We start from the raw sequence: 15,519 nt of genomic DNA, 5'->3' as shown, positions 1-15,519 counted from the left end.
CGGTTTCCCGGCCTAGCCGTTCCTGCCGGCGGCGACCATGGCCGGCAGGCGCCGGCGCGCCACCGCGCCGATGCCGGCGATCAGCAGGCGCGACAGCAGGGCCATGTCCGGCGGCAGCTGGCGGCGGCGCACGTCCAGCAGCAGGGCGATGCGCCACTGGTCGCTGTCGTTCCATACCTCGTGCGGGAAGGTGTCGTCCCACAGCATGGCGTCGCCCTCGCCGATGCGGTAATCGCGGTCGGCCAGCCGCAGCACCGCGGCCGGCTGGCCGTCTTCGCGCACCGGCACCGACAGGCCCAGCTGGTAGCGCAGCACGCCCTTGAACGGTCCGCGGTGCCGCGGGATGTGCTTGTGCGGGGCCAGGAACGAAAGCGTCGCCGAGAGCACGTCCGGCGAGGTGCGTACCAGTTCGCCCAGGAGGGGGCAGGCGGCCATGTGCTCGTCCACGTCGTTGCCGTAGACCTTGAGCAGGTACATGCGCCAGTCGTGGCCGTCGTTGTCGGAGATGGCGCGCTGCTCGGCCATCAGCTCGTGGAAGCGCGGCACTGCCTGCAGGTGCGTGGTGAGCGCCAGTGCCTCGTCGCGCAGCGCCGTCCAGGCGTCGGCGAAGCGCTGGCCGTCGGGAAAGCGTTCGGCCAGGTCGAGTACCGGCGGGGTGCCGACGCGGGCGTCGTAGAGTGCGCGCAGCGCTTGCGACGAGAGGTCGTACAGGCGGCTCATGGCGGCGATGGTTTCCGTGCCCTTGGAACGTGCAGCAATACTCGTCCAAAGGTGACTGCATCGTAACGCCGTGGCGCAGCAGGAAAGCAGCAGGAAAGTGCGGAGCGGCCGGCCTGGCCGCCCCGCACACCCGGGCTCAGCGGCCCAGGTCGGACAGGAAACGCTTGGTGTACTGCAGCGGCGACGTGCTCGGCACCGAATTACAGGTGGGCGAGGCATAGCCGGCATTGGCGCAGGGCGTGTCGCGGTCCAGCGACCAGAAATGCAGGCCGGCCAGGCCGTTGCTCACCGCATAGCTCACCACCGTGTCGGTATTGGCCAGGGTGAAGGTCTCGGCGGTGTTGTCGTTCAAGCCGATCATCGGGGTCAGCTCGATCTTGCTCAGTGGAATGCCATAGGTGTGCTGCAGGTTCCTGGCAGCCTGGATCGCCGACTGCCCCATGTCGCACACGCCATTGCTCACCACGCAGATCGACGGGCCGGCGGCGCCGTAGTCCATCACCATCAGGTTGATGGTGTAGTTGGTCAACGACGGATTCGCCTTGACCGCGCGCACCACCATGTCGCCCAGGCTGTTGACGCCGCCATAGCTGCCGTCGGACGCGGCCAGGGTGGCCAGGGTGAAGGAGAAGCGCAGGCTCGGATGCAGCGACTGGCCATAGGCCGCCGCGGCTACCAGCGCATTGATCTGCGCCTGCGACTGTCCGCCTTCGATGTCGAAATCCACGCCCAGCATCTGCGGCGTGTAGTAGCGCGCCAGGAAGTTGGCCATGCCGGAGGTGCTGCCGCAGGTGAAGCTGCCCGCCGCGCCGCCGGTGGAAACCACGTACGGCAGGCCCGCATTGGAGAGCGCCGCGACGTTGACGCTGGCGAAGGTGGCGCCGGGAATGCCGCCCCAGCTTTCGCTGCCGCATTCGCCGGTGGCGAAGGCCAGGGTGATCGCGCTGAGGTTATGCACGTAGTTGGAATACAGGCTGCCGCTGCCGACCACGGGGATCGCCGTTCCGGTCGCCGCGGCGGTCTGCATGGTGTTGGTGTTCCAGTTGAGATTGATGGTGACGTCTTTGTACGGGCTGTACAGCAGGTTGGCGCCGGTGCCCGGGGGCGGGGGAGGCGTGCCGCCGCCACCACCGCCACCACCACCGCCGCCTCCACCGCCACCGCCTCCACCCGAGCCGCCGCAGGCGCCCTGCGACGTCCACGGCTGGCCGCTGCCGGCGCCGCCGTTGTTGGTGGCCGGGTCGTTGCCCTGCGTCCACCAGTTGGCCTTGTAGTTCACGCCGTTCTCGCTGGCGACGTCGCCGCCGACGTAGACGGTGCCGGCACTCCACGCCGCCGCGCAGGCGGGCAGCGATTGCGCGATGGCATTCGATACCGGCGCGGCGCTGAGCAGGCAGGCATAGGCGAGGGCGCTGGCGGTGCTTCCGAGGACCGCCGACAACGTGCGCGATCCCACGTGTTGCTTGGCATGCATAAGACGTTCTCCTCTCTTTGATGGCGCGGCGTAGTGATTGGCCAGGGCGCCGCCGGGCCGGTGTCCCCGAGGGAAGGACGCCGGCCTTGTCCGTCGCTTGCGGGCCGCTGCGCGTGCTTGGGCAGTCGGCATGCGCCCTGGTACTGACAACGTTGTCTTCTGTTGTCCCGGCAAACTGTGAACCTGGGCGGGAAATGCGCTTCTGCGGCGCAGCACGCGAAATCCTGCGCATGGCCGCGAACGCGGGCGGGACGCGGATGGCGTGACGATCAAGTGAAATTTGACAACGTTATCAGCCGGCGCGCCAGGCGGCCGCAAGAACCGGCGGAGGGATGTACTACCATCGCGGTCCTCCCCACGACGCGAGCGGACGACCATGAAGTTCCTGGTGATGATCTATTGCGACGACAGCATGCTGGCCGAGCTGCCGGACGGGCAGTTCGACACGATGATGCGCGGTTGCCTGGACAAGGCCGACGACTTGAAGCGCAAGGGCATCCTGCTCGACAGCCAGAAGCTGGAAGCGCCCAGGCAGTCGCGCACCATGCGCATCCGCCAGGGCAACACCACCATCGTGGATGGCCCGTTCGCGGAGACCAAGGAATACCTCGGCGGCTTCAACCTGATCGAAGCGAGGGACATGGACGAAGCGATCGAGATCGCCAAGTCCTTCCCCTGGGCCAGCATCGGCAGCATCGAAGTGCGCCCGGTGGCCAGCCTGGAAGCGGAGCGCGAGCGCGTCAGCGTCGCCGCTTGAGCGCGGATACGAAAACGCCCACCCGCCGGTGCACGGCGGGTGGGCGTTTTGTTTTGGCGCGTCGGCTTATTTCTTCTTCGAGGCGACTTCCGACTCCACCACCATGTCCAGCACATAAGCGGTGGAAGGCGCATCGGCCGGTGGATTCTTGAGGGTGAAGCGCTTGACGCGCAGCACGTTGCGGATGCCCGGCTCGTGCGTATAGCCCTCGATGTCCTGGTACAGCGGCTGCCATTCGCCGGTGCTCTGCACGACGCCGTTCTGGCCGTACTTGCGCTCGCGCACCTGCAGGCATTGCTTGTTGGGAATCAGCGGATGGCTGCAAGGCTTGGCTTCGGCGGCTACTTCGAGAAATACCGTTTCGCCGGCGCTGCCGTAGCGCGTTTCCGCGGTGGGTTCGCCGGTGAAGACCAGGGTGTCGCCGTTGTCCGCGGCCAGGCTCAGCTTCGGCGCGTCGCCTTCGCTCTGCACGCTCACGCGCGGCTGCTGCTGCAGGCGCTGCGAGATGGCGCCGTCGAGAGCGGCCAGCGCCTTGTCCCTGCACGCCATCATGGTCTGCGCCATGGCACCGAGCTTCAGCCGGCCGCTTTCCACTTCGAAATGGCCGCCCAGGCGGTTGCAGGCGTTGCTGACGCTGAGCCGGTCGCGCACGAAATCCAGCTGCAGCGGCCGGTCGGGGCGCGCAAACAGCGCGTCGATGCGCTTGCCGTCGGCCGCGCTGGCGGCGCTGAGGCGCCAGTGATAGCGGGCGAGGATGCCGGCATCGAAGGTCGATGCCGTGGTGGCGATGGCAGGTGCGGGTGTGGCAGCGGATGCCAACGCGGCGGGGCTGGCGTGATTGGACGGCGTCTGCGAGCAGGCGGCCAGGGCCAGCGGGAGCAGGGCGAGCAGCAGGGGACGGTGGTTCATGGCTTCTCCTTATCGACCGTCGTTCAACGCGGGCAGCGGCACCATGGGGTTGGCGCATGGCGGCGCATGCGTCCGCGTGTCCGGCGCATATGCCATAGCCGGCGTTGCGCTTTCGTCATGACGGAGGCTTCACGCGGCCTGCGCTCCCTTGGCGCGTCAGGCCGACCGGCCATCCCTCCGACCGCAGAGGAATTCGCATGAGCAAGAAACCGAGCATCGTGCTGGTGCATGGCGCCTGGGGCGACGGTTCGCACTGGAGCAAGCTGATTCCGGTGCTGCATGCGAAGGGTTATCGCGTGAGCGCGGTGCAGAACCCGCTCACCTCGCTGGCCGACGATATCGAGCGCACCCGCCGCCTGGTCCAGATGCAGGAAGGGCCGGTGCTGCTGGTCGGCCATTCCTACGGCGGCGCGGTGATTTCAGGCGCGGGCAGCGCGCCGCAGGTGGTGGGATTGGTATATGTGGCGGCCTTTGCGCCCGACGAAGGCGAAGCGGTCGGCGCCCTGCTCGGCCGCGACGAACAGCCCGCCGGCGCCAAGGCGATCCGTCCCGACCCGCACGGCTTCCTGTGGCTGGACCGCAAGCTGTTCAAGGAAAGCTTCTGCCAGGATCTCGGCGACGACGCGGCCCTGATCATGGCCGCCGCGCAGAAGCCCACCGCCGTGCGCTGCTTCGAGGAGACGGCCGGCGCACCCGCCTGGAAGCAGCTGCCCAGCTGGTACCAGGTGTCGCTGGAAGACCACATGATTCCGCCGCAGACGCAGCAATGGATGGCGCAGCGCATCGGCGCGAAGAAGACCGTGGAACTGGCCTCCAGCCATGCCTCGCTGGCGGCGTATCCGCACGAGCTGGCGGCGCTGATCGAAGAGGCGGTCGAACAGCTCTAGCGCGGATCAGGCGCCGCTGGAGCCCAGCGCCACCACGTTGCGCGGCACCGCGTGCGGTTCGTGCGCGCCGCGCGCCTGCAGCCATTGCGCGCGCAGCTCGTCGTAGGAGGCGAGCTTGGCCTGCAGCCAGCGCTGCACCTTGGGGCCGAACAGGCTGTCCACCTTGCTCTGCGGCGCGTGCAGGCGGCCGTTGAGCGCGCGGCGCTTCCACGGTTCCTGATCGAGGTCGGCGATCACCTGGGTGCAGTTGTCGTCCAGCGACTGCGCGGGGTCGAGTTCGAGGAAGCGGCACAGCCGCTTCCATTCCTGCTGCGGCTGGGCGATCAGGTCTTCCAGGAACAGCAGGTAATGCCGCGGATGGCTCATATAGCTGCGGTGGATCTGCACCGCGCGATTCCAGCGCCGCGCCCAATGCACCGCGCCGCCGCCGAAGGCGTCGTCGCTGCCGTCGAACAGCAGGCTGGCGTCGATCAGCGAGGCGATCACTTCCGCGCCGGGGCGGATCACGTGCACGAAGCGCGCATCCGGCACCAGGCTTTCGATCTCCGGCAGATAGAGCAAGTGGTTCGGCGTCTTCTCCAGCCACATGCCGCGTTCCGCGGCGAGCGCGAGTTCGTCGAGCAGGCGGACAAAGCGGCGCTGCAAGGTATGCATGCGCAGCGACGGCCGCGGCAGCGCGTCGGGCGCCGCGGTGGTGATGCGCTGCAGGGAGAGGAACAGCTCGCGCTCGTGCTTGCGGGTGAAGCCCAGCCGCTGGCGCAGCCGCGGCGCGCGGTGCCTGGCATGTGCATCGCCCCAGCGCCAGGCCAGGTTGCCGTGCAGGTGCGCGAAGAAACCGGTCTCCGGCAGCGAGAACACGGCGGGGTGCCGGGCCAGCATGGCCTGGACGACGGTGGTGCCGGAGCGGGGGCAGCCGACCACAAAGGTTCGTTTCATCGCGAAGGCTTCCCCGGGGAACGCGTGGCCACGGACGTCATGGCCATGAGTAGCGACCAACGCAGGATTCCACGATGCGTTGACAGATGCCAGGTTCAAAAACCTGCGCCGCGCGGTTCGACAGCGCGGATGATCCCCGCTACCGTGCCGGCGTTCTCCGGCCGGCCACGTTCATGTCCGTTTCTGCGCCCGGTGCGCGCGGCGCCATGCACCGCGTGGTGCTGGACACCAATGTCTGCCTCGACCTGTTCGTGTTCCGCGATCCCGCGGTGGCGCGCCTGGCGCGCGCGCTGGCGGACGGTGCGGTGGAAGCGGTGACCGATGCCGCCTGCCGCGAGGAATGGCGCCGCGTGCTGGCCTATCCGCGGCTGGCGCTGGATGAGGCGGCTCAGCAGGCGGCGCTGGACGAGCACGACCGCTGGATTCGTCTGGCCGCCGAAGCATCGAACGCAGCGCCAGGCGTCCGCCTGCCGCGCTGCGCCGATCCGGACGATCAGAAATTCCTGGAGCTCGCGCTCGCCGCCGGCGCGGCCTGGCTGCTGAGCAAGGACAAGGAGGTGCTGCGCCTGGGCCGGCGCACCTTGCGCGACGGCCTGTTTGCGATCGCGACGCCGGCGGACTGGCTGCGCGCGCAGCCGGGCGAGGCTTGAGCTAAGGTCGCCGCCATGGAACCGGTACTGATCTATTGCCCTTACTGCGGCGAAGCGATCGAGATCTATGTCGACGACTCGGTCGAGGGGCAGACCTATGTGGAGGACTGCCAGGTCTGCTGCCGCCCGATCGTGCTCAGCGTGGCGCTGGACGAAGACGGCGCGCCGAGCGTGCGCGCGGCGCGCGAGGACGACGCTTAAGCCGCGATCGGCAGCGTCTCGATCACGCCCACGCCCATGTGGTCGAACTTGGCGCGCGTGGCCAGGTCGCTCTCCGGCGTGACCGGGCGGGTGAGATCCCACAGCACGTGGGATGTGAAACCGAGCGCGGCCGCGTCCTGCGCCGTCCACAGCACGCACACGTCGCGCGCCAGGCCGCATACGTAGACCTCGTCCACGCCGCGCCCGCGCAGCCAGTCGGCCAGCTCGGTGCTGGGGCGGGTGCCGTTGGGGCCGTAGTTCTCGCGGAAGCCGCTGTAGGAATCGACCCGGGGGTCGCAGCCCTTGCGCACGACCAGATCCAGCCTGGACCAATCGATGGCCGGATGCAGCGCGGCGCCGGGCGTGTCCTGCACGCAGTGCTCGGGCCACAAGGTCTGCGCGTGGCCGTACAGCGGGATGCGTTCGAACGGTGCGCGGCCGGGATGGCTGCTGGCGAAGGATACGTGCCCGCGCGGATGCCAGTCCTGCGTGGCGACCACATGGCGGAAGGCACGGCTGTCCAGCAGGCGGCGGATGCCCGGCACGATGGCGTCGCCTTCGTGGCAGGCCAGGCTGCCGCCGGGCATGAAGTCCGGCTGCACGTCCACAACGATAAGGGCGGCGCGTTGGCTGATGGGGTATCGCATGGAGGTGTCGCGGGCAGGGTGTCTCGGTGGCTGAGTCTAGCCCTACCGCCGCGGCTTGAGGTGTGACGCGGTGGGCGTCGGGCCGACCGCTGAGGGCCGCCGACCGGCACTGCGTCACATCCGGAGGAAATCCCCGCCTTGCAGGCATAATGCGCAAACGGTTACGCGGGACAGCGGGATACAGATGCATTACGACCAATCGTGGATGGGCTACGGGATCGTCGGTGGCCTGGAGGCCGGCGCCATCTCGGCGGTGGTGGCTTTCCTGCTGTATGCGCTGTTCAACTGGATCGGCAACCGCAACGACTGGGCCCACGGCATGCGTACCGGCTGGTCCAGCATGCTGGCCCTGCTGCTGACCGCCAGCGGCGACCTGTGGGACATGGTGTATTTCAATTACGGCCGCGTGGAATCGATCCAGTTCCTCAAGGTGAAGCTGGCCGAAGTGCACGATTTCGACGGCGTCGGCACCCGCGTGTTCTTCGAATTCCTCGGCGTGGCGGCGGGCGTGTTCCTGTCGCGCCTGCTGTTCCGGCGCAGGCACGACGACAAGGACGCCTAAGCCCGCCGCTGGATCAGCCCCAGCACCTCGTTTTCCTGCGCCTGCATGGCGCCCTGCAGATGGTCGACGAACAGGCGGATGCGCGCCGGCAGGTAGTCGCGGCTGGGATAGATCGCATAGATATGCGCTTCCTGGATGGCGCAGTCGGTCAGCACCGGCACCAGCCGCCCGGCGCGCACGTCGGCGGCGATATCCCAGATCGATTTAAACGCCAGCCCATGGCCGGCGATGGCCAGCTCGCGCATCAGGTCGCCGCTGTCGGTGGTGAGCGCGGCGTCCAGCCGCAGCGGGCGCGGCCCCTCGGGCGTCTGCAGCATCCACGGCAGGATGCCGCGGCCGGGGCGGTGCAGCATCAGGCAGGCGTGGTGGGCCAGGTCGCCGGTGTCCGTGGGACGGCCGTGTTTCTCCAGGTAGGCCGGCGCCGCGCACACCACCCGGTAGTTGAGCGCGACGCGGCGCGAGATCAGCCGCGAATCGGCCATGGCGCCGCTGCGCACGGCCACGTCCACGCCGTGCTCGAACAGGTCGAGCATGGCGTCGGAGGCGCTGATGCGCATGCGCAGCTCAGGATGCAGCGCGGCGAACTGCGCCGCCAGCGGGCCGACGTATTGCCGGCCCAGGTCCAGCGCGGTGGACACGTGCAGCGCGCCGCGCACTTCCAGCTGGCCCAGCCGCACGGCGGCGTTGGCGTCGTCCAGGTCGGCCAGGATGCCGACGCAGCGCTCGTAGTAGCAGTTGCCCTCGCCGGTAAGGGCCAGCCGGCGCGAGCTGCGCTGGAGCAGCCGCACGCCCAGCGCCTGTTCCAGCCGGGACAGCCGCTTGCTGGCCACGGCCGGCGACAGGTTCAGCTCGCGCCCGGCGGCGGACAGGCTGCCGGAGCCGACCGCGCGCACGAACAGGCGCATGTCCTCGAGTTCGACCATCTTCAATTTTCCGGAAAAGATGATTGCGCAGTTTCGGCAATTCCCGTCCGATCCGGCAAGCAGCACAGTGCTGCTTCCCTTTTCCCCAAGGCAGGCAGATGACTTCGCACGACCATTCCAGGGCCGCCCTGCTGGCTCTGTCGGTGGCGGCCTTCGCCATCGGCACCACCGAGTTCGTGATCATGGGCCTGCTGCCGGAGGTGGCGGCGGACCTCAGGGTGAGCATTCCTTCCGCCGGCCTGCTGGTGTCCGGCTATGCGCTGGGCGTGGCGGCCGGCGCGCCGCTGCTGGCCGCGCTGACCGCCCGCATGGAGCGCCGCAATGCCTTGCTGGCGCTGCTGGGCCTGTTCATCGCCGGCAATGCGCTGTGCGCGGTCGCGCCCAACTATGCGGTGCTGATGCTGGCGCGGGTGGTGGCGGCGTTCTGCCATGGCTCGTTCTTCGGCATCGGCGCGGTGGTGGCCTCGCACGTGGTGCCGCGCGGGCAGGGCGCCCGCGCCATCGCGCTGATGTTCGCCGGGCTGACCCTGGCCAATGTGCTGGGCGTGCCGTTCGGCACCTTCCTGGGGCAGTGGGCGGGCTGGCGTTCCACTTTCGGCGCGGTGACGGTGCTGGGCGTGGTCGCGGCGCTCGGCGTGTGGCGCCTGGTGCCGGCGCTGCCGGACCTGCATGCGCCGGACATGCGCCGCGAGATGGCCGTGCTGCGCCAGCCGCAGGTGCTGCTGGCGCTGGCCATGACGGTGCTGGGCTTCGGCGGCGTGTTCACCGTGTTCACCTATATCGCGCCGATCCTGCAGAGCCAGTCGCATATCGGCGTGGGCGCCACCGGCTGGGTGCTGGTGCTGTTCGGCGCGGGCACCACGCTGGGCAACCTGCTCGGCGGACGCCTGGCCGACTGGCGCCTGATGCCGTCGCTGGTGGCGATCCTGATCGCGCTGACGCTGATCCTGGTCGCGTTCACCTGGACCATGCACAGCTCCATGGCCGCCATCGCCACCGTGTTCGTATGGGGCGTGGCCGCGTTCGCCACGGTGCCGCCGCTGCAGATGCGCGTGGTGCAGCAGGCGGTGGATGGGCCGCATCTGGCGTCCACCTTGAACATCGCGGCGTTCAACCTGGGCAATGCGATCGGTGCGTTTATCGGCGGCGCGGTGATCGACCGCGGCCCCGGTCTGCCGGCGCTTGGGTTTGCCGGCGCGGCCGTTACCGCGCTGGGCCTGCTGGTCACCGTGTGGAGCATGGCGCTGGAACGGCGCCGCGCCGCGTCGGCCGCCTGCGCGGTCCATGCCTGATTCTTTCGAAGGAACTCTCGTGAGCACACAGATCAAGACCGCCCTGGTGGTCGGGGCGCAAGGTGTCATCGGCCGCAATCTGATCGACCATCTGCGCACGCTGGACGACTGGCGCGTGATCGGCCTTTCGCGCCGCGGCGGCAGCTCGGACGAACGCGTGCGCCATATCGCGGTGGACCTGCTCGATGCCGCCGACACGCAGGCCAAGCTCGCGCCGCTGGGCGACGTGACCCACGTGTTCTACGCCGCCTACCAGGACCGCCCCAGCTGGGCCGAACTGGTGCCGCCGAATGTGGCCATGCTGCGCCACGTGCTCGACGCGATCGAGCCGGTGGCGAACGGCCTGCAGCACGTGAGCCTGATGCAGGGCTACAAGGTCTACGGCGGCCACCTCGGCCCGTTCAAGACGCCGGCGCGCGAAACCGACGCGCACTTCATGCCGCCGGAATTCATGCACGACCAGCAGCGTTTGCTGGAAGCGCGCCAGCAGGGCAAGGCCTGGAGCTGGACGGCGATCCGTCCGTCGGTGGTCGGCGGCTTTGCGCTGGGCAATCCGATGAATCTGGCGCTGGCCATCGCGGTGTATGCGTCGATGTCGAAGGAGCTGGGCATTCCGCTGCGTTTTCCGGGCAAGCCCGGCGCCTACGACCGCCTGCTGGAAATGACCGATGCCGGCCTGCTTGCGCGCGCCACCGTGTGGGCCGCCACCGATGCGCGCTGCGCCAACCAGGCCTTCAACATCAACAACGGCGACCTGTTCCGCTGGAACGAGATGTGGCCGTTCATCGCCAGGTATTTCGAACTGGAAACCGCACCGCCGCTGCCCCTGTCGCTGGACAGCGTGATGGCCGACAAGGAGCCGCTGTGGCGGCAGATGCAGGCGCGGCATGCACTGGAGCCGCATGCGTATGCCGACGTATCGTCGTGGCGTTTCGCCGACTTCGTGTTCTCCTGGGACTACGACATGTTCGGCGACGGCTCCAAGGCGCGCCGCTTCGGTTTCCACGAGTACGTGGATACGCGCGCCATGTTCGCCGCCTTGTTCGACGATTTCCGCCGGCGCAGGATCATCCCTTGAACCGGCCATCCCCTTACTTGATTCCGGAGTCGCCATGAAAGCCGTCGCCTACCGCCGTTCGCTGCCCATCACCGATGCCGAAAGCCTGCTCGACGTCACCCTGCCGGAACCCCGGCCCGGCGGCCGCGACCTGCTGGTGCGGGTGGAGGCGGTGTCGGTGAATCCGGTGGATACCAAGATCCGCCAGCGCGTCGATCCGCAGGGCGCCGACAAGGTGCTGGGCTGGGATGCGGCCGGCACGGTGGTGGCGGTGGGCGGCGAGGTCACGCTGTTCAAGCCCGGCGACCAGGTCTATTACGCCGGCGCCATCGACCGCCCCGGCAGCAATGCCGAGCTGCAGGTGGTGGACGAACGCATCGCCGGCCGCAAGCCCGGCACGCTGGACATGCTGCAGGCCGCGGCGCTGCCGCTCACCACCATCACCGCGTGGGAGCTGCTGTTCGACCGCTTCGCCATCGCGCGCGGCAACGCGGCGCATACCGGCGCGGTGCTGATCGTGGGCGCGGCTGGCGGCGTGGGTTCGATGGCGGTGCAGCTGGCGCGGCGTCTGACCAACCTCACGGTGATCGGCACCGCGTCGCGCCCGGAAACGCAGGAGTGGGTGCGCGAGCTCGGCGCGCATCACGTGGTCGACCATCGCGGCGACCTCAAGGCGCAGGTACTGGCGGTGGTGCCGCAGGGCGTCGACTACGTGCTGAGCCTGACGCATACCGAGCAGCACTATCCGGTGCTGGTGGAGCTGCTCAAGCCGCAGGGCAAGTTCGGCCTGATCGACGATCCTGACGGCGTGCTCGACATCGGCCTGCTCAAGCGCCGCAGCCTGTCGCTGCATTGGGAGTTCATGTTCACCCGGCCGCTGTTCCAGACCGAGGACATGAAGGCGCAGCATCAGCTGCTCAATGAAGTGGCGGATCTGGTCGACGCGGGGGTGTTGCGCACGACTTTGCGCGAGCACGTCGGTTCGATCGATGCGGCGAATCTGCGGCGCGCGCACGAGCGGCTGGAGAGTGGCAGCGCGATCGGCAAATTGGTGTTGGGCGGTTGGGGTTCGTAAACCTCACGCTCGACCGTCATTCCGGCCTGCGCCGGAATGACGGGCTTTCTACTTGCCCAGCAACCGATCCGCCATCTGCCTTGCCTGCTGCCGGATCTCCGGCATCGCCGTCGATTCCCAGAACGTGCCGCGCAGCAGGCTGCCCATTGCATAAAGATGCGGCCAGGCCTCGCCGTCGTGGCACAGGCGGCCTTCCGTGGTGGCGGCGCAGCCCAGGCCCAGCGGGTCGGGCGTGATGTGGCCGTTGGTCGCCAGCTGGCTTACCAGCGGGTGGCCGGTGCGGCGCACGTCGGTGTTGAGGCCGATGGTCTGGATCACCAGGTCGGTATCCAGCGCCTGCGGCGTGCTGCTGCCGGTGGGCGTGATGCTCAGGTGCAGATGGTCGCCTTCCACGTCCGCCGCATGCAGGCGCGCGCGTTCGCGGCGGAAGCGGCCGGCCTGTTCCAGCGCCTGCATCTGCGCCATCACCTGCGGCGCCATGCGATGGCGCGCGCGTTCCCAGGCCCAGCGCGCGTGGCGCAGGAAGCGGGCGCGCTCCTCCTGCGGCAGGGCTTGCCACAGCGCAGGGGTGTGCGGACGCATGCTGTCGATCACCACGCGCCAGTCCTCGCTGTGCGCGATGGCGTCGCGCAGCAGGCGCATCCACGAGCGCAGATCCGGCGCGGCCTGCATCGCTTCGATCAGGTCGGCGCCGTCGTCGCTGGGCGCGCTGGCCGAGGCCAGGTGCGCTTCCGGCAGCAGGCCGTGGCGCGAGATCGCGGTGAAGCTCGCATTCGGCCACAGCGCGGCCAGCTCCAGCACCACGTCGACGGCGGTGAGGCCCAGGCCGACCAGCACCACCTTGCGCGGCGCCGGATCCGGCTGCGCCTGGGCGAGAAAGGACCACGGATTGACCACATAGCGCCCGCTGGCGATGGCCGCGTCGCTCACGCCGCTCAGCGGCTGCGGCGGCAGGCCGCCCAGCGCAAGCACCGCCGCGTCGACATGCGTGGTTTCCTCGCCCTGCAGGATGGTGACGCCGTCGTGTTCCGGCACCAGGCCGTCGACCTTGAACGGAATCACGCGCACGTCATGGCCGAGCGCCTTGGCGCGTTCCAGCGCGTGTTCGACTTCGGCTTCGAGATAATCGCCATAGAGCCGGCGCGGCAGGAAATCGGTGCCGGCGATGCTGTGGTCGCCGCGCTGGGCGAAATCCAGAAAGCCGCGCGGCTTGCTGGCGAACATGCTCATGGAAGCCGCGCGCACGTTGAGCAGATGCCGCTCCGAGCGCGTGCCGTAGGCCACGCCGCGTCCGGGCGCATCGCCGCCGGTGAACCAGTCCAGGTGCAGGGACTGCGCCGGCTGGCGGTCCAGCAGCTCGCTCAGCAGCGTCGCCGCCGCCGCGCCGCCGCCGATGATGGCGACCCGTCGATACATGCCACTCCTTTGTTGGTGGATACCGGCTGCGGAAAGGCCGAAGCGCTCAGGCGCTCAGCCGGCCGGTGATCGCGGCGCGTTGCGGCCGGGCGAGCCACTGGTCGCCCTCGGCGCTGCGCTCATACGCGAGGTACTTTGCCAGATCGCCGCCGTAGACGTGAAGCGTGAGCGCCGTGTCGTGCCGCGAAAGATTGCGGCAGCGGTGCGCATAGCCGGCATCGGCGTCGAACCAGGTGGCGTCGCCGGGGCCGAGCCAGTCCTGGCCCTTGAGGCTCAGCTCGCCGCTGGCCGCGTCGCGCGACCAGGCCTGTACTTCCAGTGCGCCGTGCACGGCCATTTCCAGGCCCCACAGGCCATCGTGGTCGTGCACGGGCGTGGCGTGATTGGCCGGCCACGCCATCACCAGGATGCTGACGCCCGGCTTGCCGCGCGTGGCCAGCAGCCAGCGCTCGAAACCGCGCTCGCGCGTGCGCAGTTCCTTCAATCCTTCGTTGAGTGCCGCACCGTCGCGATGGACCACGCGGCCCAGTTCGCGCGCCATGGCGGCGAGGTCGGGATGCTTGCCGACGCCGAGGTCGAAAGCGATATCACGCAACGCCTTGAGGGTGTGCATGGAATGCTTCATGCGATGGAGCTCGGTTGGAACCGGGCGGCAGTGGACCATGCGCACCGTTAAGGACCTGTAACACGCACGCCCCGGTTGCCCTGTGACTTCCGGGGCACATGACTTCCGTGCCATGCATCGCAGGAAGCCGCGGGCGCATGCTGTCTGCGTGGCCGGATGGATGAGCGCCACCAGGAGGAAACCTCATGTTCGTGCTAAGCGTGATCGTGATGGCGGTGCTGGCGCTGTGGCTGGTCGGCGCGCTGGTCGGCGTGGTGTTCAAGTTCACCTTCGCCATCGTGGGCGGCGTGTTCAGTGCGCTGGGCGCCTTGCTCGGGGTGGTGATCGCCGGCGTGGTGCTGGTAGCGATGGCGCCGATCGTCTTGCTGGCGCTGCTGCCGGCCTTGCTGCCGGCGCTGATGATCGCCGGGCTGGTGTGGCTGGTGGTGCGCGCGACGCGCCCCGCGCCTGCCGCTCCCGCCATCGACAAACCGGTGCAGCCATAAAGTTGCCGTGAGGGGCCGGCCGGTCGCCTTTGCGAACGGAACGGCCGGCCCCTTGTTTCACGCCGGGCTTTTGCCGCGACTCACAGCTCGCGCAGTTCGAAGCTCACCGGCACCCGCGCCCAGGCGGGCACCGCATGCCCTTGCGCCGTGGCCGGCTGGAAGCGCCAGTTGGCCAGCACCTGTTCGCGCGCGCTCTTGTCGAGCAGGTCGGAGCCGCTGGATTTCTCGATCGTCACCTGCGTGGGCTTGCCTTCGGCGTCGACCAGCACGCGCAGCATCACGGTGCCGTGCAACTTGCGGCGGATCGCCACCGACGGGAAGGTGAGCGGCGCGCTGCGGTAGGCGAGCGTCGCTTCGATCGGCGCGGGATCGGCGACCGGCGCGGTGTTGACGGCCGGCTCGATGGTCGGCACCACCGGCGGCGCGGCGATATTGCCGTCGACGGTGGGCGTGACGGCCGGTGGCTGCGGTGCCTTGGGCAAGGTGCGCGGCACGGCCGGCGGCGTCTTCGGCAATGCCTTCAGTTCGATCTGCGGCGGGGCGGGTGGCTCCGGTTGGGGCGTGATCCAGGTCACCACGATCTCGGGCGTCTTCTTGACCGCCTCGACGATCTGCGGCGCCATCGGCCGCATCACGGCCAGCAGGGCGGCGAGATTGAGCGCGATCGCCGCGCTGAGAGCGGCAATGCGGACCTTGTCGGGATGAGCGTGCGACGGACGATAAGCGACAGCCAGGCTTGCGGACGGCATGAGCGACCTCCTGACGAATGCGATGTGTTGGACGCGCCAGTCGCACGCTGCGTGGGGACGCAGAGGGATCGTGCCTGAACGCGCGTTCAGACTATGCCGGTCAGAAGCGGATGTGCAAGTAGTGTGTAGAGAGGCCGGACGGGAGTACGCTCCG

At 68.9% G+C, this 15,519-nt stretch carries 18 protein-coding genes; 9 read left to right on the top strand and 9 right to left on the bottom strand.

From position 1 onward, the window contains the following. Positions 1 to 12: 12 nt before the first annotated feature. Positions 13 to 720, bottom strand: a complete 708-nt coding sequence (locus FHW85_RS10640) for an aspartyl/asparaginyl beta-hydroxylase domain-containing protein (protein ID WP_168648212.1) — start codon at positions 718 to 720, stop codon at positions 13 to 15. A gap of 136 nt (positions 721 to 856) precedes the next feature. Then, a complete protein-coding gene (locus FHW85_RS10635) occupies positions 857 to 2,194 on the bottom strand; it encodes a carbohydrate-binding protein (RefSeq protein ID WP_168648211.1) in 1,338 nt (445 codons plus the stop codon). Positions 2,195 to 2,570: 376 nt separating this feature from the next. On the opposite strand from FHW85_RS10635, the gene FHW85_RS10630 reads away from it, so the two are divergent. Further along, positions 2,571 to 2,951, top strand: coding sequence for a YciI family protein (locus FHW85_RS10630; protein ID WP_167258615.1), 381 nt, complete (start codon positions 2,571 to 2,573; stop codon positions 2,949 to 2,951). A 66-nt stretch (positions 2,952 to 3,017) separates the two neighbouring features. Here FHW85_RS10630 and FHW85_RS10625 read toward each other — a convergent pair whose 3' ends face one another. Continuing rightward, the gene (locus tag FHW85_RS10625) at positions 3,018 to 3,860 is read right to left on the bottom strand and encodes an META and DUF4377 domain-containing protein (protein ID WP_168648210.1); all 843 of its coding nucleotides are present in this window, start codon (positions 3,858 to 3,860) and stop codon (positions 3,018 to 3,020) included. Positions 3,861 to 4,057: 197 nt separating this feature from the next. Here FHW85_RS10625 and FHW85_RS10620 point away from each other — a divergent pair, with 197 nt between their 5' ends. After that, entirely contained in the window at positions 4,058 to 4,747 is a 690-nt protein-coding gene (locus FHW85_RS10620; RefSeq protein ID WP_167258611.1) for an alpha/beta hydrolase, read from the top strand. 6 nt (positions 4,748 to 4,753) lie between these two features. On the opposite strand, the gene FHW85_RS10615 is transcribed toward FHW85_RS10620, so the two are convergent. Next, positions 4,754 to 5,683 (bottom strand): sulfotransferase, encoded by a 930-nt coding sequence (locus tag FHW85_RS10615; protein ID WP_168648209.1) that lies wholly within the window; start codon positions 5,681 to 5,683, stop codon positions 4,754 to 4,756. 173 nt (positions 5,684 to 5,856) lie between these two features. On the opposite strand from FHW85_RS10615, the gene FHW85_RS10610 reads away from it, so the two are divergent. Both FHW85_RS10610 and FHW85_RS10605 read left to right on the top strand, forming a co-directional pair. Beyond that, the gene (locus FHW85_RS10610; RefSeq protein WP_168648208.1) at positions 5,857 to 6,333 is read left to right on the top strand and encodes a putative toxin-antitoxin system toxin component, PIN family; all 477 of its coding nucleotides are present in this window, start codon (positions 5,857 to 5,859) and stop codon (positions 6,331 to 6,333) included. A gap of 15 nt (positions 6,334 to 6,348) precedes the next feature. Beyond that, on the top strand, positions 6,349 to 6,534 hold the full coding sequence (locus tag FHW85_RS10605; RefSeq protein WP_167258605.1) for a CPXCG motif-containing cysteine-rich protein: 186 nt from the start codon (positions 6,349 to 6,351) through the stop codon (positions 6,532 to 6,534). Here the strand turns inward: FHW85_RS10605 and pncA are convergent. After that, a complete protein-coding gene (gene pncA / locus FHW85_RS10600; RefSeq protein WP_167258603.1) occupies positions 6,531 to 7,181 on the bottom strand; it encodes a bifunctional nicotinamidase/pyrazinamidase in 651 nt (216 codons plus the stop codon). The two genes, FHW85_RS10605 and pncA, sit on opposite strands and share 4 nt — an antisense overlap. 184 nt (positions 7,182 to 7,365) lie before the next feature. Between pncA and FHW85_RS10595 the strand changes: the two genes are divergently transcribed. Next, positions 7,366 to 7,743: a hypothetical protein gene (locus FHW85_RS10595; protein ID WP_167258601.1), complete on the top strand. Its 378-nt coding sequence runs from the start codon at positions 7,366 to 7,368 to the stop codon at positions 7,741 to 7,743. On the opposite strand, the gene FHW85_RS10590 is transcribed toward FHW85_RS10595, so the two are convergent. After that, complete coding sequence (locus FHW85_RS10590) at positions 7,740 to 8,666, bottom strand: LysR family transcriptional regulator (RefSeq protein ID WP_168648207.1); 927 nt, start codon at positions 8,664 to 8,666, stop codon at positions 7,740 to 7,742. The genes FHW85_RS10595 and FHW85_RS10590 overlap by 4 nt on opposite strands. 98 nt (positions 8,667 to 8,764) lie before the next feature. Here FHW85_RS10590 and FHW85_RS10585 point away from each other — a divergent pair, with 98 nt between their 5' ends. Genes FHW85_RS10585 through FHW85_RS10575 form a run of 3 tightly spaced genes read left to right on the top strand, consistent with a single transcriptional unit; the run spans position 8,765 to position 12,090 of the window. Further along, the gene (locus tag FHW85_RS10585; protein WP_168648206.1) at positions 8,765 to 9,958 is read left to right on the top strand and encodes an MFS transporter; all 1,194 of its coding nucleotides are present in this window, start codon (positions 8,765 to 8,767) and stop codon (positions 9,956 to 9,958) included. 19 nt (positions 9,959 to 9,977) lie between these two features. Further along, complete coding sequence (locus FHW85_RS10580; RefSeq protein WP_343203690.1) at positions 9,978 to 11,036, top strand: SDR family oxidoreductase; 1,059 nt, start codon at positions 9,978 to 9,980, stop codon at positions 11,034 to 11,036. Between the two features lie 34 nt (positions 11,037 to 11,070). Then, entirely contained in the window at positions 11,071 to 12,090 is a 1,020-nt protein-coding gene (locus FHW85_RS10575) for a zinc-binding alcohol dehydrogenase family protein (RefSeq protein ID WP_168648204.1), read from the top strand. A 48-nt stretch (positions 12,091 to 12,138) separates the two neighbouring features. On the opposite strand, the gene FHW85_RS10570 is transcribed toward FHW85_RS10575, so the two are convergent. Together FHW85_RS10570 and FHW85_RS10565 are read right to left on the bottom strand one after the other, a co-directional pair. Continuing rightward, complete coding sequence (locus FHW85_RS10570; protein WP_167258591.1) at positions 12,139 to 13,506, bottom strand: FAD/NAD(P)-binding protein; 1,368 nt, start codon at positions 13,504 to 13,506, stop codon at positions 12,139 to 12,141. 46 nt (positions 13,507 to 13,552) lie between these two features. Continuing rightward, a complete protein-coding gene (locus FHW85_RS10565) occupies positions 13,553 to 14,119 on the bottom strand; it encodes a cysteine dioxygenase family protein (RefSeq protein ID WP_243868253.1) in 567 nt (188 codons plus the stop codon). A 197-nt stretch (positions 14,120 to 14,316) separates the two neighbouring features. Between FHW85_RS10565 and FHW85_RS10560 the strand changes: the two genes are divergently transcribed. Then, positions 14,317 to 14,616, top strand: coding sequence for a hypothetical protein (locus tag FHW85_RS10560; RefSeq protein WP_167258589.1), 300 nt, complete (start codon positions 14,317 to 14,319; stop codon positions 14,614 to 14,616). A gap of 80 nt (positions 14,617 to 14,696) precedes the next feature. Here FHW85_RS10560 and FHW85_RS10555 read toward each other — a convergent pair whose 3' ends face one another. Then, positions 14,697 to 15,365 carry an energy transducer TonB gene (locus tag FHW85_RS10555; protein ID WP_167258587.1) on the bottom strand — a complete coding sequence of 223 codons (669 nt, stop codon included), beginning with the start codon at positions 15,363 to 15,365 and terminating at the stop codon, positions 14,697 to 14,699. Positions 15,366 to 15,519: the final 154 nt, after the last annotated feature.

The sequence above is a fragment of the Dyella sp. SG609 genome (genome assembly GCF_012275375.1).
GTDB lineage: Bacteria > Pseudomonadota > Gammaproteobacteria > Xanthomonadales > Rhodanobacteraceae > Dyella_D > Dyella_D marensis.
This window is presented reverse-complemented; position numbering and strand designations above follow the sequence as displayed.